Source organism: Metabacillus fastidiosus NBRC 101226 (genome assembly GCF_001591625.1).
Classification (GTDB): domain Bacteria; phylum Bacillota; class Bacilli; order Bacillales; family Bacillaceae; genus Metabacillus; species Metabacillus fastidiosus.
In genome coordinates this window covers 17,776-39,220 of the sequence record NZ_BCVG01000013.1, presented here as the reverse complement: position 1 = coordinate 39,220, position 21,445 = coordinate 17,776, and the positions used below count along the sequence as shown (strand labels likewise).

Sequence of the window (21,445 nt, the reverse complement as noted above, 5' to 3'; positions counted from 1 at the left end):
CAAAACTCCCCCCTTTATTCTTTTCGTTCTGCTTCTGTCAGCAGCTCGTCCAATTGCATTTCCTTCTCATCGATATAACCATAGTGATAAACAAGTTCAATATCTTCATTATTAAATAGAATAAAAGGCTCTTTTGCATCAGTAAATCCGTTCGGAAAGTCAACCGCTGCGTAATCTCTAATAACATGATTCGTTTCTGAATATAATTGACGTCCGATAATTAACAAGCGTCTTGAATCATTATGCAAACCAACAACACTTCCAACCGAAAGGTAGTTTTTCGAAAACAGCATACTATCTCTCCTCTTTGTTTAACTTCAAAATCTCACAAAATAATTCCATTATTATCATACTTTATATAAACTTTGGTATTAATAGGTGTTATGAACTAAATTAAATTAGTGTAAAAAGATGTGGTAATTTAAAATAAGTTTTCGGCTATTTTGTTTTAATTCCAAAATTAAAAACCACCAAATTTTGGTGGTTAAATAACTGAAATCTTTCTGTTTAAATTTCTTAAAAAAGTTTAGTAATCATTGGTTTCATAATCCTTATCCAAATCAACTAAATATAAGGTAGGGTCCTCTCTATTTCCTTGTAAATCAACAATTATATCTAAATATCCCGCACTTCCTACCATAGGATGTCGATAATCGATATTAACTATAACGTAGTCTTCATTAAAATAACTAAGATCCGCTATCCTTTCTCCATTTGTAAGATATTTAAGCACTTTTGCAATTTCTTCATAATTCAGTTCAAATTCTATTTCATATATATCATTTTCAGCTTCATAATTATCAATTGTTTGAATTCTTTGGATACCATCTGCTAAATGATCTTGTCTGCCATTGATATAGACATATTTTCCATCTTCGCTTAAATAATCTTCATTCCTAATTTTTACTATTTTCTTTGTTTCTATATCAATAATTTTCCAATTGTATAAAAATACATATCTTCCTTTACTATCTATCTTTTTGAAATCATTTAAAAAAGAATTCAAATCCCCTTTATCTAACTTTTTTTGAATAGCCTCATCAAACTGTTCACTAACCGCAATTTCTGATAAATCCTTCTTAATAAAGAGATTTAAAAATAACCCGCTATACCCTCTGGAATTTTTTATATTGCCTTCCTCTATCTCTAAAATAAAATGATTTTCACTGCTCTCCAGCAAATTAAATACAAGCTGATCATTTTCCTTAATACCGTATTCTTTAAGTAACTTCGGAAGATCCAAAACTGTTTCATTCAATGCTGTTTTTATTTTCAGCTGATTGCCCTCTTGCATTTCTAATACGGGTAGTGAATATATTAATGGATTTTCTATTGAGAGAAGTAATGACTCATTAATATAAGAAGGTGCTTTTAAAATTCCTAAATCTGAGTAGGGTCGCCAGGCATTAAATACTCGTTCATAGTACTTTTCTATACGAGCTTCTGTATAATAGTAATAAGACATGATTCTATCATTCTCATCTCTCTTTCCATCAGCGAATACAAAAGCATCATTTTCTTTAAAAAGTTTTCTGTGCGACTCCTCTAATAAATAGTCACTAATATATTCTGTTAACGCTGGACTTGGTTCTTTTGGAAAACCAAATACATAGTTAACTGTCGATACTTCGTTAGAGGAAAAATTATTTACTGTACACCATGATAAGATTACTAAAAGCAATATAACGAAACAAATGCCTAAATGCTTTGTTTTCATTGAATATACTCCTCTTTTAAAAGATGCTCTCTATACTTGTTCTTGTAAATATCTATTTAGTATGTACTGCCAATAATATTCATGATACGCAAGTCAACAAGATAAAAAGTCGGTTTTTCCCTATCCTCCTGAAAATCAATTATGACATTTGTTTCTCCTGCTTCCCCAACAAATTTCCCATTATATTGAAGACTTAATACGACATAATTTTCATTAAAATAACTAATATAAGCTGAGCCTATCCCGCTTGTTACAAAATCAAGCTCTTTCGCAATCTCTTTATAATCAAGCTGATATTCTATTTCATATACTTCATTACCAGCTAAATAATTATCAAGAGTTTGAATTTTTTGGATTCCATCTGATAAATCATCTTCCTTACCATTAATATACACATATTGTCCGTCACTACTTAAATAATCTTCTTTCTTAATATTTATAATTTTCTTCTTCTTCGTATCAATAATTGTTTTATCTGTTAAAAATGCATATTTCCCAGTCGAGCCTATCCTTTTAAGATCATTTAAAAATTTATCTAAAGCTCCTTCATTCAACTTTTTCTGAATCGCCTCATAAAATGATTCACTAATAACCATTTTCGATAAATCTTGCTTTATAAAAAGCGTAATAAACAGGTTCCATCCTTTTGAACCTTTTGCATCTTGATCTTCAATTAGCAGAACAAAATGATCTTCATTACTTTGTAATAACTTAAGATTCACCCTGTCTGTTTCCTTTAGCCCATATTCCCCCATTATTTTCGGCAGATTTAATCTCATTTCATTGGAACTCGTTCTTATTTTTAACTGATTCTTTTTTTCTAATTGAACAGATGGCAAATGATAAGATAGATTATCCTTTACCGGAATACGTACCGACGTCTCAAACTTCTCTCTCATATCTAAATCATTTACCACAGAATATGTATCTACTGAAGCAAGTAAAGGCTCATAAAATTTTTCCAGTTCCCTCTCTGAATACTCATAGTAATGAATTTTATCTTGATCACTATTAACATCACTTGATGAAAAAACAAATTGGTCATTCTTATCTATTATTTTATTATCTCTACTGTCCTTAAAGTAATAGTTCATAAATTCGTTTAGTGCCGGACTACCTTCTTTCGGAAAATACTGTTGATAAGAAATCTCCCCCTGCTTAACACTTTTACCGGTCAATTCCCGTTCTTCGCATCCAACTAAAAATAGGACAAGTAAAAGGGGAAGCAAAATGTGAATCTGCCTGTTCACCATATTTCCCCTCCCAATAGCTCAACTTTTCGAAATAATTTAAACCTAAAGAGTTAACCAATCGCGTATTTCAATATTCAACTCTAAATTAACTAAATAAAAAGCAGGTGTCTTTTTATTTTCTTGTAAATCAATAATGACATTCGTTCCTCCTCCAGTTCCTACAAATTTGCCATTATACTCTAAATTAAGAACCACATAGTCCTTATTAAAATAATTAATTTCTGCTATCCCTATCCCACTTATCACTAAATCTAACTCTTTTGCAATCTCCTTATAATCTAGTTTAAACTCTGTTTCATATATCTCATTTCCAGCTGCATAATTTTCAATCCTCTGGATTTTTTGAATACCGTCTTCTAACTTATCTTGTCTCCCATTAATATAAACATATCTTCCATCGTTACTTAAATAATCTTCTTTCTTTATTTCTACTATTTTCTTTATTTTCATATCAACAATTGTTTGATCATATAAAAACCCATATCTTTCTGCATCATCTATCTTCTGAAAATCACTAAAAAATGAATTCAAATCACCTTTATCTAATTTTTCTTGAACAGCCTCATCAAATGACTCACTCATAACCATTTTTGATAAATCTTGTTTTATAAAGAAAGTTAAATATAATTTTTGTCCTTTTGAATTCATTGCATCCTCATCCAAGATTAGTAAAGTAAAATAACCTTTGTTACTTTGCACCACATCAAAGGCAATTTCATCCGTTTCTTTAATATTATATTTCTCCATTAATTGCGGGAGATCTAATATTTCCTCGGCTGATTCTGTTTGAATCTTTAATCTGTTACCTCTTTCTAAAGCTACCTTAGGCAAATTGAATGAAAATATATCTTTTACTGGTTTATAAACAGAGGTTTCTAATTCTTCCGATTCTTTAAGCTGTCTAAACTGCTTATCTGGCTTTTGTAAGCCAAGCAAAGGCTCATAATATTTTTCTATTTGAGCCTCTGTATATTCATAGTAATTAATTGATTCACTGCCTTGCTGTAAGTTTCCTATAGAAAAAACATATCTATTATCTGTTTCTAAAGGTCTGTTTTCTAAATGGCCTCTTAAAAAACTGCTCATAAATTCCGTTAAGGCAGGACTTTTGTTTTCTGGAAAGTGATGTACATAAGTTGTTTTTGGAGAACTCAGATTTAGTGAATAATTCGTTCCAAAGACTATTCCTATTATTAAAATTACAATGATACAAAAAAATATCAGATAATGTTTTTTCATTTATATGTTCCTGCTTCCCAAAATACTTACCCTTTATATTCATGTTAATCAAAAGCATTTTGTTGCTTCCTCTTTTTAAAGATTCATGATCATACTGCCATGCCCTTCAGTTGAATGTTTTCAGATTACTTTATTTGAATACCTGACAGGTGTAAATCATTAAGATAAAAAACTGGATCCTCCTTATTCTTTTGAAAATCGATAATCACGTTTGTAAATCCTGCTTCTCCTACCATTTTCCCATTATAAGTAAGACCTAAAATTACATAATTTTCACTAAAATAATTAATATCTGCTAGGCCAATACCACTTGTGACAAAATTTAATTCTTTTGCAATTTCCTTATAATCAAGCTGATATTCTATTTCATACACTTTATTCCCAGCCATATAGTTATCAATCATCTGAATTTTTTGAACACCATCTGGTAAATCATCTTTTCCTCCGTTAATATAGACATATTTCCCATCATTACTTAAGTAATCTTCTTCGTTAATTTTCACAATCTTTTTTGTTTTTGTATCAACAATAGTTCTACCATATAGAAAAGCATACCTTCCTGATTCCCCGACCTTTCTAAAGTCTCCTAGAAAAGAATCTAAGTCACCTTTGTCTAACTTTTTTTGAATAGCTTCATCAAACCATTCACTAATCACTATTTCTGAGAAATCCTTTTTCACAAAAAGAGTTAAAAATAAGGGTTTTCCTGTAGAATTTTTCACATCATAATCTGCGATTTCTAAGATAAAATGATTCTTATTGCTTTCTAATAAGTCAAATACAATTCTGTCTGTTTCCTTCATGCCATACTCTTTCATTAATATTGGAAGGTTTAGAACTGTTTCATTTAATGTTGTCTTTATTCTTAATTGGTTATTTCCTTCCATTATGAATATCGGAAGAGAATAAATAAGTGGATCTTTTATTGGTTTAAGTAGTTCCTTTTCCACTTTATCCGTCGATCCTAAGCCTTTTAAAATTTTATAAGACTGTTCATCTGCATTCAGTATTGGTTCATAATAATTTTCCACCTGTTCTTCTGTATAGTCATAGTACAATATGTTCTTGTCCTCTTCATTCCTGTTTTCCCTTGCAAATATAAATCTATTATTTTCTTTAGACATTTCTTTTAATAGACTTACTAAAATATAGTCATTTATAAACTCTGTTAACGCAGGGCTGTGTTTTTCTGGAAAGTGATGTATATAAGTTGTTTTTTTTCCTTGTCTAAACATACTATCTGTTTCACACCCTTGTAGAATAAACAATATTAGGAGAATGAGGCTCGATACTAATAATCTTATTTTCATTATCTTATACTCCTATTCTTCTGTTGTTTATTAACTTCTTTCATTAGCTCAACGAATTCTTTATCCTTCACTTCATAAACATGACCAGGGTCAGTCAAGCCACGTCCTTTAACTTCAATCCTAGGTCGTTTATCTATCAAGTTTCCTAATATTTCAGCGTTCTGACTTTTTACTGAAACTGTATCATCACTATGTGTCTTCATTTCCGTTTTCTCACCGGTAAATGGATCATAATAATCTACTTTTCTGTATCCTGCTGCAGCTGTAATCTCCATCTTTTGCAGTTTTTCATATACTTCTGGATTAGCTGCCTTCAGTTTATGAATATCTTCTGATAACGGCTCATTGGACATATCAGTATAAGCATTACTATATTCCATTCCTTTTATATCATTTCGGTTCTTCTTATTAAAATCTAAATGACCGCTGTCATCTTTAGGGTCTTTTTTTACAAACTTTTCTGCAAACCATCGAATGTTATTAGCACCCTGAGCTAGCGTGTTTGTCTCATACGGAGTTCCAATTGTTGTAATACTTCGAACATTATCTGGATAATCAATTGCAAATTGTAATGATCTGCGCCCTCCATAGCTGTGAGCGAACATATCAATTTGAGTTCTATCATTCATTAATCCCATTTTATTTAACCTTTGGGCTAAATCATCACTTGTTTCTTGCCGATGCTCATTTCTATTTTCTGTATCATAAATAATATGGAGACGACCTTTTATATCTTCTAAAGAAGTTTCCTTCTGCAGTTCACTCAAATTGTTATACACTTTAATCTCTTTTGTTTTCACATCTACATATTGATACTCCTCAGAATCATCCATTATATGAATAATAAGGTCTCCCTCCTCTGCTATTTTTCGTACACTATCTTTAAAACCTTTACCTCTATCCTCAATCCCATGCACATACACCGACACATTCTCAAACCCAGAAAAATCCCCTTTTACATTATTCTCAGAATCATAAAGCATACTAATATCATTCAAAGCTTGACGGATCGGGGAACGATATGTACGAACAGCATTTTGGAAGTCCAGTTCTACTCCATCCATTTCTTCTCTTAATTTATCGTATATTTTCTTAATCTCTTTTACATTCTCTTCCATCAATCTCTGTTTATATCGATCCTCATCAGTTAATTCGTCTTTTCCCTGTAGTGACTCTTTAAAGCTTTCTAAGCAATCATCTATGTCCTTTTTTCATTTACTGATTTTCGTTTTTACCTTTTCTACATTTAAATTAAGCACATCTCCCTCAGCAGATTCATTAGTGCTGAAAAGATAAGCTAAGACTTTAGAAAAAGTATCACACAGAAGTTGGGATTGAGCAGTGCTTAACATGCTGTTGGCACTTGCTTTATGTTTATTTAAAACGGCATCAAGTTCTGGGCATCCTTCATAATAACTCAAGTAAAGCTCCTCCTTATTTCACTCTCTGCATTTGTACTGAAATCAAATTATCCACACGCTCGAGCTCTGTAACTAACGTTTCTGAGCTTGCTGTTAAATCTTTCAGACGTTCTTCAGCATGGGCAATAATATTTTTTATTTGATTTTTTCCATCATTCCAGACAGAATCAACGTCTTCCCAAGGGAATTCTGTATCGAAAATGACATTATCGAGCAGTTCATTGAACTTTGTGAGTAAATCTTCCAAAGCATTAATTGTATTTCCAAAGTTTTTAGTAGCATTTTCCAATGATTTTGCTGTCAGCTTAATTTCACCTTCGACTCTGTTTTCTGAAAAGGTATATTTAAATTCTGCCCTGCTTCTTCCTTCACCAGGTCCGCTAGTTGATTCGTCTGCGGCCTCTACCGCTTTCACAAAGTTTAGAACAGTGTTAGCAAAATATAATAGACCGCTTCCTGCCTTGCTGAAAAATTCCATATTGTCTTTCATTTTTTCATGAAGAGCAGCTGCTGCTTTTCCTGTATGCTTACTCAGCTCTTCTTCAAAAATAACTAAGCTTTCGAATAAGGCACTTAAATTTTCTTCTAAATGTCCTATTGTACTATTTGTTTGTGAAGGTAAATTTTTATTAAAACGGATCGTTCCCATCATTTTTTCCTCCTGTTTATTCTTTCTTTTCCGCTTCTGTCAGCAGTTCGTCCAATTGCATTTCCTTCTCATCGATATATCCATAGTGATAAACGAGTTCAATATCTTCATTGTTAAATAGAATGAAAGGCTCTTTCGCATCGGTAAATCCATTCGGATAATTCACTGCTGCATAATCTCTAATAACATGATTTGTTTCTGAATATAATTGACGGCCGACAACTAATAATCTTCTTGAATCATTTTTTAAACCGACGACACTTCCAACTGGAAGATAGTTTTTTGAAAACAGCATAGTATCTCTCCTCGACATTAAAATTGAAAATCAGACATAATCCCATAATATTTACAAAATAATTCCATCACCATCATACTTTATATAAAGATTTGGGTTAAATAGGTGTTATGTATCAAATCGAATTCGACAATATCATTACTGGGATTTATGAATTAAATTATATGGAGGTAAAAAGATGTGTTTTTAAAAAATGAGGTCTTTTTAACAAAAAAACATCTTTCCCGGAGAGTAAAGTAAACTCTGGAAAGATGTCCTGATGACTCAAATTATTAATATTTTCATTTCCCTGTTTTCTTAATAAACAATACCTTTAAATAATTTCCTTCCTCGAACTCTTTTAACGTGCGGAAATCTTCTGGTAAGGAAAACTCTTCTATTATTTTATAGCTTTCATTCATTTCCTGAAAAGCAACACGGATAAAGCTTTTGAATTTCTTCATATCAAATGCAGCGGAATTTGTGGAAGCGACAACTACACCATTATCTTCTGTAATAGCAATTGCTTCTTTTAATAATTTCGGATAATCTTTTGCAGCACTGAATGTCATCTTCTTTGATCTTGCAAAGCTCGGAGGATCGAGAATAACGAGATCAAATTTCAATTCTTTTCTTACTGCATATTTAAAATAGTTAAATACATCCTCTACAATAATATTCTGTACCTCATGGTCGATCCCATTTACACTGAATTGTTCAATCGTTTTGCTTTTACTTCGGTTCGCAAGGTCTACACTCGTCGTTTTTGCAGCACCACCTGCTGCAGCAAAAACAGAAAAAGCACCTGTATATGAAAAAGTATTTAATACTGTCTTCCCTTTTGCATATTTATCGCGGATCGTTTTCCTTACGTCACGCTGGTCTAAAAACACACCAACCATCGCTCCATCATTTAAATAAATCGCGAAATTCACACCATTTTCTTTTACAATGAGCGGAAATTCTCCTCTTTCTCCTGCAACGAAATCATCTTCTTCCATATATTTTCCGTCTGCAGCGAATCTTTTTTTCTGATAAACTCCTTTGAAATTCATGCTTTCGGTAATTGCTTCTATAACATATTCTTTAAACTCGTAAATCCCTTCACTGTACCAGTTAATTACATAATAGCCGTTAAAATATTCAATCGTTAAACCGCCGATTCCATCACCTTCCCCATTAAAAACACGGAATGCGGTCGTTTCTTCGCTCTTATAAAAATGTTCTCTTTTCTTTACAGCAGCATCTATTTTTCCCTTAAAAAATTGTTTATCTATTGTCTCTGCTTCTTTATATGTTAAAATCCAGCCGACGCCTTTATTTTGTCTTCCATAATACCCCTTACCGATAAATTGATTTTTCTCATCGACAAGTTTAATAATAGCCCCTTCCTTTTGAAGATCATTTACATTCATAACCGCTTCTTTTAAAACAATAGGATTTCCGCTTCTCATCTTATTTACATACTTTGCTTTTATTTTTATAATCGTTTCTTTCACGATAACACCTCATACAATCAATTTACTTTCCATCTTAACTCAAAAGAAAAGAAAACGAAAATTTCTCAAATAGAAGAAACAATGTAAATTCACGTTTACACTATATTAACTATAGCTTAATACAAGCTTAAAACTACTAAACTATCATTAATATACAGAATAATTAAGGAGGAGAAAGAATGTTTAATAAAAAATTAAAAAAGAAACTATTGCCTTTTGCCGTTGTTTCTACAGCTGTTCTTTCTAGTTTTGCCGGAAACTTTTCAACTGCTCAGGCTAAAGAAAAGGAAGCTAAGCAGGAAAATAATGCTGAAGTGAAAAATGTTATTTTCCTTATCGGGGATGGAATGGGTGTATCTTATACATCTGCATACCGCTATTTCAAAGATGATCCTAAGACAAAATTTGTAGATCAAACTGGCTTCGATCCTTATTTAGTAGGTCAGCAAATGACTTATCCTGAAGATCCTCATCAAAATGTAACAGATTCAGCTTCTGCTGCAACAGCTATGTCAGCTGGTATTAAAACATATAATAACGCAATCGCTGTTGATAACGATGAGTCTGAAGTAAAGACTGTTTTAGAGGCAGCAAAAGAAAAAGGTAAATCAACTGGACTCGTCGCAACATCTGAAATTACACATGCAACGCCTGCATCATTCGGTTCACATGATATTAGCCGTAAAAATATGAATGCTATTGCTGATGATTATTATGATGAGCTGATTAATGGCAAGCATAAAGTAGATGTCCTCTTGGGCGGCGGTAAAGATCTTTTCGTACGTAAGGACCGCAATCTTGTAGACGCGTTTAAAAAAGACGGCTATAACTATGTTACAACTCTTGATGAATTAAAAAAGAATAAGAATGAACAAGTTCTTGGTCTATTTGCTGATGGCGGTCTTCCTAAAATGATTGACCGTGAAGAGCAGACACCTTCATTAGAGGATATGACAAAAGCGGCGATCGACCGTTTGCAAGAAAATAAAAACGGCTTTTTCTTAATGGTAGAAGGAAGTCAAGTCGACTGGGCTGGCCATGATAATGATATCGTTGGCGCAATGAGTGAAATGGAAGATTTCGAGAAAGCTTTCAATGCGGCGATTGAATTTGCTAAAAAGGACAAGCATACATTAGTTGTTGCGACAGCTGACCACTCTACAGGCGGATTCTCAATTGGAGCAAATGGAATTTATAACTGGTTTGGTGAACCAATCAAAGCAGCTAAAAAGACACCGGATTTTATGGCTGAACAAATTGTAAATGGCGCTGACATTGAAAAAACTCTAAAAAGATATATTGATCTTGAACTGACTGAAAAAGAAATTCAATCTGTGAAAGATGCTGCAGAAAAGAAAAAACTTACTGATATCGACAATGCGATTGAGAAAATCTTTGATGAGCGTTCACATACTGGCTGGACAACTGGCGGACATACTGGTGAAGATGTACCAGTCTATGCATTCGGACCTCAAAAAGATAAATTCGCTGGACAAGTTGATAATACAGACCACGCAAAAATTATCTTTGACCTATTAAACTATAAAATCGATATTAAAGATAAAGATATTGTAGTAGAAGAGAAGAAAGAGAAAAAATAATAAACAATAGAAGGCTATCTCAAGCAAGGTGGCAGACCGTTCTAACTTAGGTCAGTTCCTTAGGAGATAGCCCTCTTTTAATTAGATGGATGGAGGATTACGATGAAACAATCAATATTTCTTTTTATTTTATCCCTTTTCTTATTAATTGGCTGCTCAAACAATGCTGCAGAGAAAGAAGCCGCCGCTAACAATAAACAGGAAGAAAAGATAGAAACCGCTAATAACACTCCTGAGTATTATAAAAACTATGTTCCTAATCCCCAAGTAATTAATGATCAAAACATCCAAAATACTGGTCAAACCTTCCATGATGAAAAAGGGGAAGCGACATTAAAAGCGATTACAGCTAAAAATCAAACGAAAAAAATAGGAGCAATTGAATTAACGATCAGAGAAGCAAAAATACTTGATTTTAGACCAGCTCACAGTCTTATCGATTTTTACCATACATATACACATGATGAGGAATTCACTTTCGTAAAACTATTTGTAGAAATAAAAAACACATCGAATGAAACAATAAAATTTGCCCCAGTAGCCACACTAAATACGAGTGCAAATGAATTAAAAACATGGGAAGATGATATTTATCTTGAAGAATTAAATGGTGAAATTGAAGCAAACAGTGCGAAATCAGGAAATCTAGGCTTTATTATTGAAAAAGCAAATATTAATTCTATAGAGATTACAACAAGTGATGTCTTTAATAAAGATGATCAAAAATTGGATAGTGCAGAGATGATCAATATTTCGTTTTAAATACAAGAAAAAGCAGCTGTTAAACTGCTTTTTCTTGTATTTAAATAGTGGCCATTGTATCGTTATATTAAAATTCGCGACTGGAGATACGTATATATGAAAATCATTATTGCACCTGATTCTTTTAAAGAAAGTTTAACAGCTTTAGATGCAGCAAATGCAATAGAAGAAGGGTTTAAAAAGATTTTTCCGAAAGCCATATATGTAAAAATCCCAATGGCTGATGGCGGAGAAGGCACAGTTCAATCATTAGTTGACGCCACAGATGGACAAATAATTGAGAAAACTGTAACCGGTCCCCTCGGAACATCGGTTTCCGCATTTTTCGGACTATTAGGTGATAAAAAAACAGCAGTTATTGAAATGGCTGCTGCATCTGGATTGCATCATGTTCCTTTAGAAAAACGAAACCCACTCATTACGACTACTTTTGGAACCGGCGAATTAATTTTAGCTGCTCTTGATTATGAAATAGAGCATATTATTATCGGAATTGGTGGAAGTGCAACAAACGACGGCGGTGCCGGTATGATTCAGGCACTTGGCGGAAAGCTTCTTAATAAGAACGGAGAGCAAATCGGCTTTGGCGGAGAACAATTGCAGCAACTTGCAAGTGTAGATTTTTCGATGATCGATGAACGACTGAAAAAAGTAACCATTGAAGTTGCCTGTGATGTTGATAACCCGCTCACTGGCAATAAGGGGGCTGCCGCCGTTTTTGGACCGCAAAAAGGAGCAACACGTGAAATAGTGAATATTCTGGACCAAAATTTAGCTCACTATGCGAATATTATTGAAGCTTCCTTACATAAAAATTTTCGGGACATACCAGGCGCCGGTGCAGCGGGCGGACTCGGTTTTGGTTTAATAGCCATCTTTAACGCCCAGTTAACAAGAGGTGTTGAAATCGTCTTAAAAGCTGTTCAATTCGAGAAATATTTGACTGAAGCAGCACTTGTCATTACCGGCGAGGGCAGAATAGACAGCCAGACTATTCATGGTAAAACACCAATCGGAGTTGCTAAAACTGCCAAAAAGTACAATCTTCCTGTAATCGCGATAGCCGGCTCCATCTCAACTGACAGCAGTATTGTGCGGGAATATGGAATAGACGCATTATTCAGTATCGTCCCCAGTGCTGTTTCATTAGAAAATGCTTTAGAAAACGCATATGAATATACAGTGCTTACTGCTGAAAATGTTGCAGCGTTTTTGAAGCAGTTCAGTATGTGACCAGAAATAGAAATATATCAGCGAAATTCTGATTATATCAGCGATTTCTCGGTTATATCAGCGATCTTTCCATTATATTGGCGAATTATCACCAGCTACCTATTAGAAAAGCGTGTTTTGATCTAATGCTATATCAGAACACGCTTTTTCTCCTATTTATAGTAGGCTTTTCCCCGACACCATATCTCCCTTCATCTGCTGCGTCACAAGCTTCTGATAAAGTTCATGCCTTTCCATCAGCTCCATATGTGTACCTTGGCCGGTAACTTCTCCATTTTCAATAACAATAATTAAATCAGCATCAATAACGGTTGAAAGACGGTGCGCGATAATAAATGTCGTTCTGCCTGTCATAAGATTTTTGAGAGCGTCCTGAACGAGCGCCTCTGATTCACTGTCGAGGTTGGATGTTGCCTCATCCAGCAATAAAATTTTCGGATTGCGGATTAAGGCTCTAGCAACTGCAATTCTCTGCCTTTGACCGCCTGATAGTTTCACACCTCTTTCTCCAACCTCTGTCTCGAATGTATCCGGTAATTGCTCAATAAATTTCGTCGCATTGGCTAAATCTGCCGCTCTTACAATTTCTTCATCCGTTACCTCACGTTCGATCCCGTAACAAATATTATCTTTTATTGTCCCTGACATAATCGGACTTTCCTGTGAGACATAGCCAATATTCCCACGCCAGTCATGAAGCGGAATATCTATAATATTGTTGTCCCCTAATTTAATTTTCCCTTCTGCTGGCTCATAAAATCGTTCAATTAAGGAAAAGATAGTCGTTTTACCACTTCCACTCGGTCCGACAAAAGCAACTGTCTGACCCGCTTTTGCATGGAAGCTAATATTTTTCAAAATGATTCGGTTTTCCCCATATTGAAATGTAATATTTTCAAAAGAGAAAGACTCACTGTAATTTCCTTTTACCGAACCGCTATCCTTCTCCTCAGCTAGCATAAGTAATTCTTGAATTCTTTCTGTTGCTCCCATTGCCTTCTGAAAAGCAGTGAAAAACATTGCTAATTGGCTGAAAGGAACGATAATTTGAAACATATAAATAATAATTGCTACTAAGGAGCCTGCTGAAAGATCGTTCGCAGCAACTCTTGCACCTCCATAGCCGATAAGAACAACTAAAATTACCATCATGACCGTCGTCATTGATGGAGAAACGATCGCTTGAATTTTCGCTTCTCTCAATCCAAACTGAAATAATTGTTTAATTCCTCTTTTCCCTTTAGCTAATTCAGCTGTTTGGCCGTTATAAGATTTTACAAGCCTAATATCAGTAAGCACTCTGCCAAGATCACCGCTGAAATTTGCCATCTCATCCTGAGTAAGCTTAGAAATGGTATGTATTTTCTTTCCTAAAGGAATAAGAATAATCATTGCAACTGGAATGGCAATAAACATAATAATCGTCATTTTCCAATCAATAACAATTAATAATATAATAGAGCCGATGATTGAAATAATTCCCGAAAGAAATGTGACAAGATGATTTGTTACGAGTGTTTTAATTGTATTCGTGTCTTGAGTAACACGGCTCATCGTTTCTCCTGACTGATGTTTATCAAAATAAGGGATTGGAAGATGCAACACTTTACTCCACAATCGTTCACGAATATTCGCTACAAATGTTTCTCCTATTCTTGTCATTAAATAATAAGAAAATCCGCCCGAGACAGTTTGTATAATAAAAACACCGAGTAAAAGAAAAATAATGCTCAGTTCAATCCCCGCAGAAGAGATTTGATCAACGATATCTCTTGTAAACAGCGGAATGAGAAGACCTGCAATCGTCTCAAACAGACTCAAGGCAATAGCAATGATAATTAATAAAGTAGAAGGTTTTCCAAGTTTAATAAGAGATAGAAACCCAGTCCAATTAGAGCTGCCGTTTTCACTTTTCATATATTTTCACCTTTCTTATCAAAATAATATTCAAATGCTTTCCCAATCATCTCCTCTTCCTCTTTTGTAAAAGGAGAATAAAATATAGCACTGTCGTCTTCAATATTCAAAGAAGAAAGCAGATCCATATTGACTTCCTCCCCTAGTACTTCCTTTAGCAGCTGGAGCATTTCCGCGATCAGCTGCTGTACGACATCATCTCTATAATGATGTTCGTTTATTTTCCCCTTTAATTTTTGAAAAAGAATTGTTGTTTTCCGATTGATTTCACTTTCCTTTTCTTCATACAGCTTAAAAATATGATTACTTATTTTATCCGGCAAATATTGACCGACCCAATCTAAATGTTCCTGCTCATTCTTTATACTGTGAATTAAAAATGCCAAAACCTCTGTATTAATTATTTTTTCTTCTTCCAGCACATCAATCGCATGTTCTGTTGCCTTTATCATTCTGGATAGATGCTCTTGCTTCTCAATTAATAACTTCTTTTGAAATTCTAATGAACCTTTCATTGTTTTATTAGATTGATTCAGTAAGGAATATATTTCTTCTAAATTGAACCCTAAATATTTAAAAGCAATAATCTGCTGAAGCGGAATCATATCTTCTTCCGTGTAATACCTTCTGCCCGATTCGCTTACATAACTTGGCTTTAATAGATTTTTCTCATCATAATACCTGAGTGTCCTCTGAGTTATTTTAGTAAGCTTAGAAAAATCACCGATGGAATAATAATCTTTTTTCAATAACATCTCCTCCCTCGTCTTCATCTTACTATTTAACGTTACGTTAAAAGCAAGCAAAATCAGCTTTTTGATTTTAAAAATCTAACAGCCCAATAATATAGTCTTGGTTAGCCTCCCCTACTAATCTTTATTTAAATCTTTAAAATTTGGAATATTATAGTTGTTATTTATACATTTTTACCCAAAATAACCTCTATAAAAGATCATTAAAATCCAATTAGTCAATAGTTTTCGACCTTTTTTATTGATTTGTATTACTAATTTAATAGAATTGTAATCTAAACGTTGTCGTTCTTATGTTATAACAGTATAGGAGAAGGGAGTTTTGATATGCGTTCTTTTAAGCGAATGATTGCCACATTGCTTGTATTTGTATTATTTCTTTCAACAGCAGTGGCAGTAAATGCTGAAACAAATGAAGAAAGATTAAAGAAAGCTGAAACAAAACTGCAGCAAAATGCCAATATTGTAAAACAAAAAGAGGCTGAAAAACAGTCTGTAAGTAATGAAATGGGAAAAGTTCAAAAAGAATTACAATTACTAGAGATAGATATTACAAAAAATAAAGAAGAGTTAGACAGCATTGAACAAAAAATTACTGAAACAAATAAGCTGATTGAGAAAAAGAAAGAAGAAATTGTCGTTCTGCAAGACAGAGTGTTGGCTCGTGAAGGAATTATGAAAAAGCGCCTTGTTTCTTTACAGCATAATGACCGTACAAGCTTAGTTATCAAAACACTTGTCAATTCAGATAATTTCACAGATTTCGTTCAGCGTGCTACTGCTGTTACAACAATTATAAACGCTGATAAAAATATACTGGAAGAACAGCAAAGAGACTTAAAAAAGATTGAAGATGATAAGAAAGAAATTGATGCACAAGAACAATTGTTAGAAAAGCATCAGGAATCATTATCTTCCAATCAAGCTAATCTGGAACAAAACTTACAAAAAAGACAGACAGCCTTAACAGCTGTTCAAACAAAATATAATTCAATCTCTCAAGATATTGCAATTGCAGAAAAAGAAAAAGCATCTATTCAATCCCAAATACATAAAGCTCAAAACGATATTAAACGTGAGCAGGAAAGAATAAAAGCTAGAGCAGAGCAAATTGCAAAACAAAAGGAAGAAAAAAGAGCCGCTCTTGCTTATGAAAATGCAAAGCGAAACGAAAAAATCAGCAATAATACTAATACTGCTACTAAAGCTCCTGCTAAAACAGCTTCTAGTAATACTGCTGCTAATACTAATACAAATAACGATAATGATAATATTGATAAAGGCGATCAGAAAGGTTTTTATGTCACAGCTACAGCTTACAGCCACGAAGAGTCGACACATGGTATTACAAGCTTAGGCTATAATATTAAGAAGAATCCGAATATGAAGCTAATCGCTGTAGATCCATCCGTTATTCCATTAGGGAAGAAAGTATGGGTAGAAGGCTATGGTGAAGCGATTGCCGGTGATACTGGCGGGGCGATTGTTGGACATAAGATTGATGTTTTAATGCCTTCAGGGCAGGCAGCAAAACAATGGGGCCGTAAAACAGTTAAAGTTATTATTTTAAATTGATCCTTTACCGCTCTTTAGACTGTTGAGAAAAATTTTCTCAACAGTCTTTTTATATATAGCAATTGTTGAAATCTACATATTAGAAGTTTTTTCATTTAAATAAATGCTTAATACTTGTTTAAGAGATTTATTAATCTGGCTCCATTCATCAAATGAATAATTATTTAAAACTTTCGCAAGATCTGGTTTAATACCGATCAATTTTATAATACTGCCTGTCATGAAATTTAATGTTTTTATAAGCTGTATAAACTTTTCAACACCCTTTCCTTCTACTTCTCCAACCGCAGTTAAATCGAATAAAATTTCATCGTATTCACCTGCAAATATAGACTTTAGGCAGCCTTCAGAAATAATATTTATCTTCTCTGCTGTAAGATCTCCAAATAGCGGAATTAAGCACATAGAATCTGACAGTGGGATAAAGGGGCCTGACAATTGATTTAGACGGATAAAGGCCTTTTCAAGCTCTTCTTTTTTCTCAAAAAGTTCAAAGTCTGTAGATGCGAGGCGTTCCTGTAATTCCATCAATTTTTCCATTAAATCCTCATTTGCGCTATCCTTAGGCAAAAAAATCATATTCGCATGGTCATTACGATCCCAAACAATGTGAACATCAAATAAGGCGAGTGGATTTCTCTTTGTCTTCATATTCAATTCTATTGTAATAGGAATGAAATTAGGACCCTTGCCGTAACTGATCAGTTTTCCAATATTTTCTCCATCAACAAGATCATTTAAACGTCCACTGCTAAGATCGAAATTTTCCAAAGCTAGATTTGAATAACTCAGTATTTTACCGTCCCTATCTGTTTTTAAAAATGGGAGTGGAAGCTGTTCATCAAAGTGCTGCATTTTGCTTTCCTCCCATATGATAGTTTTTTAACCATTCCTTTGTTGACAGCAAATCAGTGAGAATTATCGTATTATCCGTACAGTAAGGAACGAGGTCATATTTAGCTGCTAACCGTCCGCCAATAAGCACCTGCGGTTTATGAGGTAAATTCACCAATTCGGCTATATATTCTTTTAACTTAGGCAGATGATACACAATGCTGACTGATAAACCAATGACATTCGGTTTCCATTCCAGCGCCGCTGTCAGTGCGTACTCCAGTGGCAGATTCGGTCCGAAATATTTCGTTTCCCATCCATGCTCTTCAAATAAATTATTCACCATTTTTAAACCTATGTAATGTTGTTCACCCTCTAAACAAAGAAACATCGCTTTCTGGTCCAATTTTATCTTTTCAGCATTATATCCCAGCTTTGATAATACAAAATCACAAGTAGCTGTTGCCAAATGCTCATCAGCAACTGTTATCTCATTATTTTCCCATAAAAATCCGATGTAACGCATTGCCGGCGTAATCATATTTTCATAGATTTCATGAAGAGAGAGCCTCTTATTTTTTTGAATATATTCCCATACTTTTAAAGAATCACCGTCCAACAGAAAAGAAGCGAGCTGTTTAATATCATACATTTCATACCGCTCCTTTCACTTGTCCACCTTCCAGAACAGCAATTGCTTCTGATAAATAAAGTCTATATGTTTCAGTTTTTTCTTTGTCCATATCTTCTGCCTCTAGCAGCACGTGTTGAATAATTTTAAAGTTATCAATTAAATGCTCTGTTTTCATTCCATGCTTTGTTAAAATACCATTAAGCCAAACCGCATAGTCTGTGAAAAAAACAGACTGATTTAGTTCACAGGCCGATTCAAGCTGTTTCATATGATGGTGGTTATCTTCACGGCATTTTTCTTTTCCCTTATCACCAAACCGCTCTAACAACGAAGGTTCACGTTCATAAATCATTTCTGTCACTTTATTTACAATTAGATGATAATTCATTTAGCTACCACCTTATATTGCGTTACCTTTGGAATCACTGCAGCAAGTTCCTGATCTGGATATTTTTTCTCTAAATCATGAATTCTTTTAAAATCTTTGCTTCTTACCCAATTTAAATAATCTTCCTTTGTTTCAAAAATCAGCTGCACAGTCAGTTCTCCTGAACGCTTATCATTTTGCAACAGCAAAAAATCTATAAACCCTGGAGCATTATCGACTGACCTTGAACGATTCTTATATATGTTAATCACTTCATCCGATTTTTCATCGGGAACATCAAAGGTAGAAAAAACTGTATACATAGACTTTCCTCCTATTATTGGGAGTTTTTAGACTATTTAAGTATAACATAATGAATGGGTCTGTTCTTTTATAACATAGGCAAAATTGTTTAAAATGACAATAGTCCCAATTGTTAGGACATAAGTCTCTATCCTTTATTAAATACAAAGAAAAATTCATCTTTCTTTTGTAGAATAGTTTCTCCTTATAGAGTCATCTTAATGAATAAGGAGATGATACAATGCCAGATCGAGATCAGCATAGTAGAGCAACACCTCATTTTGACGGAGAGAAAGAAAGCATTATAAATGATCCTACAGCATCAGCCAGCCCTCAAATGGGAGTTCAGGTCAATACGAAAAAGGAATTTGAGCAAGGGCAGAAAGCATTTAATTTTACCCCAAAGCAAGATGAAGAACTGAAGCAATTCGAAAAGTTAATGAGAGGTGATAAACATGGGGGATTGGAATGAACAAGCAGCACCGAATAATAATTTAAATGCATCTGTAATCCGCTCTTCAAATCTTATAACGAACAAAGAAGAAAAAATGAACGACAAAAAGAAAATATCTAATAAACAGAAAAAGGATGACTCAGTTTGAGTCATCCTCTCCTTATTAAACCATTACACGAGCAAAAAACTCTTCATATAATGCTTTTACAGCTCGTTTCTCATCTACTTCTTTCACACCGAACATCATGCTTACTTCTGATGAACCTTGGTTAATCATTTCAATATTAACCCCTGCATCTGCTAATGACTTAGCTGCCTTTGCAGTCGTGCCAACATTATGACGCATTCCTTCTCCAACGACCATAATAAGTGCAAGATCATGTTCCACGATTACTTCATCTGCATTCAGCTCCGCTTTAATGCGAGAAATAATTTTTTCTTCTACATCAGCACTCATTTGGCCTTGTCTTAAAATAATTGTTACATCATCAATACCAGATGGAATATGCTCATATGTGATATTATCATCTTCTAAAATTTGTAAAATCTTTCTTCCAAAACCAATCTCTCTATTCATTAAGTATTTACTTACATAAATACTGCAGAATCCTCCGTCACTTGCAATCCCAACTACTGGACCATTATTATTATCGCGTTCATTTACGATTCTTGTACCTGGAGCAGACGGATTATTTGTATTTTTAATGTTTACAGGGATACCTGCACGGAATGCCGGGATAAGTGCTTCATCGTGGAACACTGAAAATCCTGCATATGATAATTCACGCATTTCACGATATGTTAGCTCGCTGATTTCTTTCGGATCTTCTACAATTGTCGGATTAACAGAATATACTGCATCCACATCTGTAAAGTTCTCATAAAGTTCCGCTTTAATTCCGTTAGCTAAAATCGAACCAGTAATATCAGAACCGCTTCGTGAAAATGTTAAAACTTCCCCGTCTTTTGTATAACCAAAGAAGCCTGGGAAAATAACAATACCCGGTCTGTTACGCAGTTCATATAACTTATCATAAGATTCAGGCAATACTTGTGCATTCCCTGGCTCATTACTTACTAATAATCCTGCATCTTTCGGATTAACATAATGAGCTTCGACACCTTGATGGTTAAAATACGCAGCAACAAGCTTCGCATTATTATCTTCTCCGCTCGCTTTTACTGCATCTAAATATCTCTCCGGCTTGCTTTTATCACCAGCTAATAATTCAAGAAGATCTGCTTCAATTCTCTCGATGATTTCATTTGATAAGCTTAACTCTCTTGCAATACTTGCATATCTTTCAACAACAGTAGCAACAAGTTCAGGTGCTTCACCATTTTTCAAATAGCCCTCAGCACATGAAATTAATAAGTCAGTTACTTTTATATCATCTCCGTGGCGTTTACCTGGAGCAGAAACGACAACAACTTTTCTTTTTGGGTCAGACACTACAATATTATATACTTTTTCAACTTGTTCACCTGATGCTAAAGATGAACCGCCAAATTTTACGACTTTCATTTTTACAACCCCTATTGATTTTAATTTTCAGGCAAATTTAATGTTTATTATCACCCTTTTTTTAAAAAGAATCAAGTGTTTTCTTCTTCAGGTGAACAGTTGTTTTTTTATAGTGGACGTTACCCT

23 protein-coding genes are annotated in these 21,445 nt (G+C 33.9%); 6 read left to right on the top strand and 17 right to left on the bottom strand.

Features of this window, described 5'->3' with window-relative positions; all coding sequences use genetic code 11:
* Window positions 1-14: 14 nt before the first annotated feature.
* The 10 genes from BFA01S_RS05635 to BFA01S_RS05590 form a co-directional block, all read right to left on the bottom strand.
* Window positions 15-293, bottom strand: a complete 279-nt coding sequence (locus BFA01S_RS05635; RefSeq protein ID WP_066226767.1) for a DUF4176 domain-containing protein — start codon at window positions 291-293, stop codon at window positions 15-17.
* A gap of 233 nt (window positions 294-526) precedes the next feature.
* A complete protein-coding gene (locus tag BFA01S_RS05630; protein ID WP_066226764.1) occupies window positions 527-1,717 on the bottom strand; it encodes a hypothetical protein in 1,191 nt (396 codons plus the stop codon).
* Between the two features lie 56 nt (window positions 1,718-1,773).
* Window positions 1,774-2,970, bottom strand: a complete 1,197-nt coding sequence (locus BFA01S_RS05625; protein ID WP_066226759.1) for a hypothetical protein — start codon at window positions 2,968-2,970, stop codon at window positions 1,774-1,776.
* 42 nt (window positions 2,971-3,012) lie between these two features.
* Complete coding sequence (locus BFA01S_RS05620) at window positions 3,013-4,209, bottom strand: hypothetical protein (protein WP_066226756.1); 1,197 nt, start codon at window positions 4,207-4,209, stop codon at window positions 3,013-3,015.
* 125 nt (window positions 4,210-4,334) lie between these two features.
* Window positions 4,335-5,519: a hypothetical protein gene (locus BFA01S_RS05615; protein ID WP_066226754.1), complete on the bottom strand. Its 1,185-nt coding sequence runs from the start codon at window positions 5,517-5,519 to the stop codon at window positions 4,335-4,337.
* Entirely contained in the window at window positions 5,519-6,637 is a 1,119-nt protein-coding gene (locus BFA01S_RS05610) for an alpha/beta fold hydrolase (RefSeq protein WP_066226746.1), read from the bottom strand. The genes BFA01S_RS05615 and BFA01S_RS05610 overlap by 1 nt, the downstream gene beginning before the upstream one ends.
* A 93-nt stretch (window positions 6,638-6,730) precedes the next feature.
* Window positions 6,731-6,940, bottom strand: coding sequence for a hypothetical protein (locus tag BFA01S_RS23175; RefSeq protein ID WP_066226744.1), 210 nt, complete (start codon window positions 6,938-6,940; stop codon window positions 6,731-6,733).
* 13 nt (window positions 6,941-6,953) lie between these two features.
* Window positions 6,954-7,589, bottom strand: a complete 636-nt coding sequence (locus BFA01S_RS05600) for a hypothetical protein (protein WP_066226742.1) — start codon at window positions 7,587-7,589, stop codon at window positions 6,954-6,956.
* Between the two features lie 16 nt (window positions 7,590-7,605).
* Entirely contained in the window at window positions 7,606-7,884 is a 279-nt protein-coding gene (locus tag BFA01S_RS05595) for a DUF4176 domain-containing protein (RefSeq protein WP_066226740.1), read from the bottom strand.
* A gap of 281 nt (window positions 7,885-8,165) precedes the next feature.
* The gene (locus BFA01S_RS05590; RefSeq protein ID WP_169800436.1) at window positions 8,166-9,365 is read right to left on the bottom strand and encodes a class I SAM-dependent rRNA methyltransferase; all 1,200 of its coding nucleotides are present in this window, start codon (window positions 9,363-9,365) and stop codon (window positions 8,166-8,168) included.
* Window positions 9,366-9,541: 176 nt separating this feature from the next.
* Between BFA01S_RS05590 and BFA01S_RS05585 the strand changes: the two genes are divergently transcribed.
* The 3 genes from BFA01S_RS05585 (at window position 9,542) to BFA01S_RS05575 (ending at window position 12,958) form a co-directional block, all read left to right on the top strand.
* The gene (locus tag BFA01S_RS05585; RefSeq protein ID WP_066226739.1) at window positions 9,542-10,963 is read left to right on the top strand and encodes an alkaline phosphatase; all 1,422 of its coding nucleotides are present in this window, start codon (window positions 9,542-9,544) and stop codon (window positions 10,961-10,963) included.
* Between the two features lie 102 nt (window positions 10,964-11,065).
* Window positions 11,066-11,725 carry a hypothetical protein gene (locus BFA01S_RS05580; protein WP_066226737.1) on the top strand — a complete coding sequence of 220 codons (660 nt, stop codon included), beginning with the start codon at window positions 11,066-11,068 and terminating at the stop codon, window positions 11,723-11,725.
* A 96-nt stretch (window positions 11,726-11,821) separates the two neighbouring features.
* Window positions 11,822-12,958, top strand: coding sequence for a glycerate kinase (locus BFA01S_RS05575; RefSeq protein WP_066226735.1), 1,137 nt, complete (start codon window positions 11,822-11,824; stop codon window positions 12,956-12,958).
* A 156-nt stretch (window positions 12,959-13,114) separates the two neighbouring features.
* Here BFA01S_RS05575 and BFA01S_RS05570 read toward each other — a convergent pair whose 3' ends face one another.
* A complete protein-coding gene (locus tag BFA01S_RS05570; RefSeq protein WP_066226733.1) occupies window positions 13,115-14,875 on the bottom strand; it encodes an ABC transporter ATP-binding protein in 1,761 nt (586 codons plus the stop codon).
* Complete coding sequence (locus tag BFA01S_RS05565) at window positions 14,872-15,624, bottom strand: MerR family transcriptional regulator (RefSeq protein WP_066226731.1); 753 nt, start codon at window positions 15,622-15,624, stop codon at window positions 14,872-14,874. Before BFA01S_RS05565 ends, BFA01S_RS05570 begins: the two co-directional genes overlap by 4 nt.
* 330 nt (window positions 15,625-15,954) lie before the next feature.
* Here BFA01S_RS05565 and BFA01S_RS23575 point away from each other — a divergent pair, with 330 nt between their 5' ends.
* On the top strand, window positions 15,955-17,202 hold the full coding sequence (locus BFA01S_RS23575) for a 3D domain-containing protein (RefSeq protein WP_066226730.1): 1,248 nt from the start codon (window positions 15,955-15,957) through the stop codon (window positions 17,200-17,202).
* Window positions 17,203-17,274: 72 nt separating this feature from the next.
* Here BFA01S_RS23575 and BFA01S_RS05555 read toward each other — a convergent pair whose 3' ends face one another.
* The 4 genes from BFA01S_RS05555 to BFA01S_RS05540 are packed head-to-tail and all read right to left on the bottom strand — an operon-like array spanning window position 17,275 to window position 19,360.
* Complete coding sequence (locus tag BFA01S_RS05555; RefSeq protein WP_066226728.1) at window positions 17,275-18,057, bottom strand: STAS domain-containing protein; 783 nt, start codon at window positions 18,055-18,057, stop codon at window positions 17,275-17,277.
* Window positions 18,044-18,688: a cobalamin B12-binding domain-containing protein gene (locus BFA01S_RS05550; RefSeq protein ID WP_066226727.1), complete on the bottom strand. Its 645-nt coding sequence runs from the start codon at window positions 18,686-18,688 to the stop codon at window positions 18,044-18,046. The genes BFA01S_RS05555 and BFA01S_RS05550 overlap by 14 nt, the downstream gene beginning before the upstream one ends.
* A 1-nt stretch (window position 18,689) precedes the next feature.
* The gene (locus BFA01S_RS05545; RefSeq protein ID WP_066226725.1) at window positions 18,690-19,058 is read right to left on the bottom strand and encodes a hypothetical protein; all 369 of its coding nucleotides are present in this window, start codon (window positions 19,056-19,058) and stop codon (window positions 18,690-18,692) included.
* A complete protein-coding gene (locus BFA01S_RS05540) occupies window positions 19,055-19,360 on the bottom strand; it encodes an antibiotic biosynthesis monooxygenase family protein (RefSeq protein WP_066226723.1) in 306 nt (101 codons plus the stop codon). The genes BFA01S_RS05545 and BFA01S_RS05540 overlap by 4 nt, the downstream gene beginning before the upstream one ends.
* 221 nt (window positions 19,361-19,581) lie before the next feature.
* Between BFA01S_RS05540 and BFA01S_RS05535 the strand changes: the two genes are divergently transcribed.
* Both BFA01S_RS05535 and BFA01S_RS22275 read left to right on the top strand, forming a co-directional pair.
* Window positions 19,582-19,812 carry a hypothetical protein gene (locus BFA01S_RS05535; protein WP_066226722.1) on the top strand — a complete coding sequence of 77 codons (231 nt, stop codon included), beginning with the start codon at window positions 19,582-19,584 and terminating at the stop codon, window positions 19,810-19,812.
* Complete coding sequence (locus BFA01S_RS22275; RefSeq protein WP_156483540.1) at window positions 19,796-19,942, top strand: hypothetical protein; 147 nt, start codon at window positions 19,796-19,798, stop codon at window positions 19,940-19,942. The genes BFA01S_RS05535 and BFA01S_RS22275 overlap by 17 nt, the downstream gene beginning before the upstream one ends.
* Before the next feature lie 15 nt (window positions 19,943-19,957).
* Here the strand turns inward: BFA01S_RS22275 and BFA01S_RS05530 are convergent, their stop codons facing one another.
* Window positions 19,958-21,319, bottom strand: a complete 1,362-nt coding sequence (locus BFA01S_RS05530; RefSeq protein WP_066226720.1) for an aspartate kinase — start codon at window positions 21,317-21,319, stop codon at window positions 19,958-19,960.
* Window positions 21,320-21,445 lie beyond the last annotated feature (126 nt).

Coding starts and splice junctions, on each gene's coding strand:
- BFA01S_RS05635 (WP_066226767.1), bottom strand. CDS start 293: ATGCTGTTTTCGAAAAACTACCTTTCGGTTGGAAGTGTTGTTGGTTTG.
- BFA01S_RS05630 (WP_066226764.1), bottom strand. CDS start 1,717: ATGAAAACAAAGCATTTAGGCATTTGTTTCGTTATATTGCTTTTAGTA.
- BFA01S_RS05625 (WP_066226759.1), bottom strand. CDS start 2,970: ATGGTGAACAGGCAGATTCACATTTTGCTTCCCCTTTTACTTGTCCTA.
- BFA01S_RS05620 (WP_066226756.1), bottom strand. CDS start 4,209: ATGAAAAAACATTATCTGATATTTTTTTGTATCATTGTAATTTTAATA.
- BFA01S_RS05615 (WP_066226754.1), bottom strand. CDS start 5,519: ATGAAAATAAGATTATTAGTATCGAGCCTCATTCTCCTAATATTGTTT.
- BFA01S_RS05610 (WP_066226746.1), bottom strand. CDS start 6,637: ATGGAAGAGAATGTAAAAGAGATTAAGAAAATATACGATAAATTAAGA.
- BFA01S_RS05600 (WP_066226742.1), bottom strand. CDS start 7,589: ATGGGAACGATCCGTTTTAATAAAAATTTACCTTCACAAACAAATAGT.
- BFA01S_RS05595 (WP_066226740.1), bottom strand. CDS start 7,884: ATGCTGTTTTCAAAAAACTATCTTCCAGTTGGAAGTGTCGTCGGTTTA.
- BFA01S_RS05585 (WP_066226739.1), top strand. CDS start 9,542: ATGTTTAATAAAAAATTAAAAAAGAAACTATTGCCTTTTGCCGTTGTT.
- BFA01S_RS05580 (WP_066226737.1), top strand. CDS start 11,066: ATGAAACAATCAATATTTCTTTTTATTTTATCCCTTTTCTTATTAATT.
- BFA01S_RS05575 (WP_066226735.1), top strand. CDS start 11,822: ATGAAAATCATTATTGCACCTGATTCTTTTAAAGAAAGTTTAACAGCT.
- BFA01S_RS05570 (WP_066226733.1), bottom strand. CDS start 14,875: ATGAAAAGTGAAAACGGCAGCTCTAATTGGACTGGGTTTCTATCTCTT.
- BFA01S_RS23575 (WP_066226730.1), top strand. CDS start 15,955: ATGCGTTCTTTTAAGCGAATGATTGCCACATTGCTTGTATTTGTATTA.
- BFA01S_RS05555 (WP_066226728.1), bottom strand. CDS start 18,057: ATGCAGCACTTTGATGAACAGCTTCCACTCCCATTTTTAAAAACAGAT.
- BFA01S_RS05550 (WP_066226727.1), bottom strand. CDS start 18,688: ATGTATGATATTAAACAGCTCGCTTCTTTTCTGTTGGACGGTGATTCT.
- BFA01S_RS05545 (WP_066226725.1), bottom strand. CDS start 19,058: ATGAATTATCATCTAATTGTAAATAAAGTGACAGAAATGATTTATGAA.
- BFA01S_RS05540 (WP_066226723.1), bottom strand. CDS start 19,360: ATGTATACAGTTTTTTCTACCTTTGATGTTCCCGATGAAAAATCGGAT.
- BFA01S_RS05535 (WP_066226722.1), top strand. CDS start 19,582: ATGCCAGATCGAGATCAGCATAGTAGAGCAACACCTCATTTTGACGGA.
- BFA01S_RS22275 (WP_156483540.1), top strand. CDS start 19,796: ATGGGGGATTGGAATGAACAAGCAGCACCGAATAATAATTTAAATGCA.
- BFA01S_RS05530 (WP_066226720.1), bottom strand. CDS start 21,319: ATGAAAGTCGTAAAATTTGGCGGTTCATCTTTAGCATCAGGTGAACAA.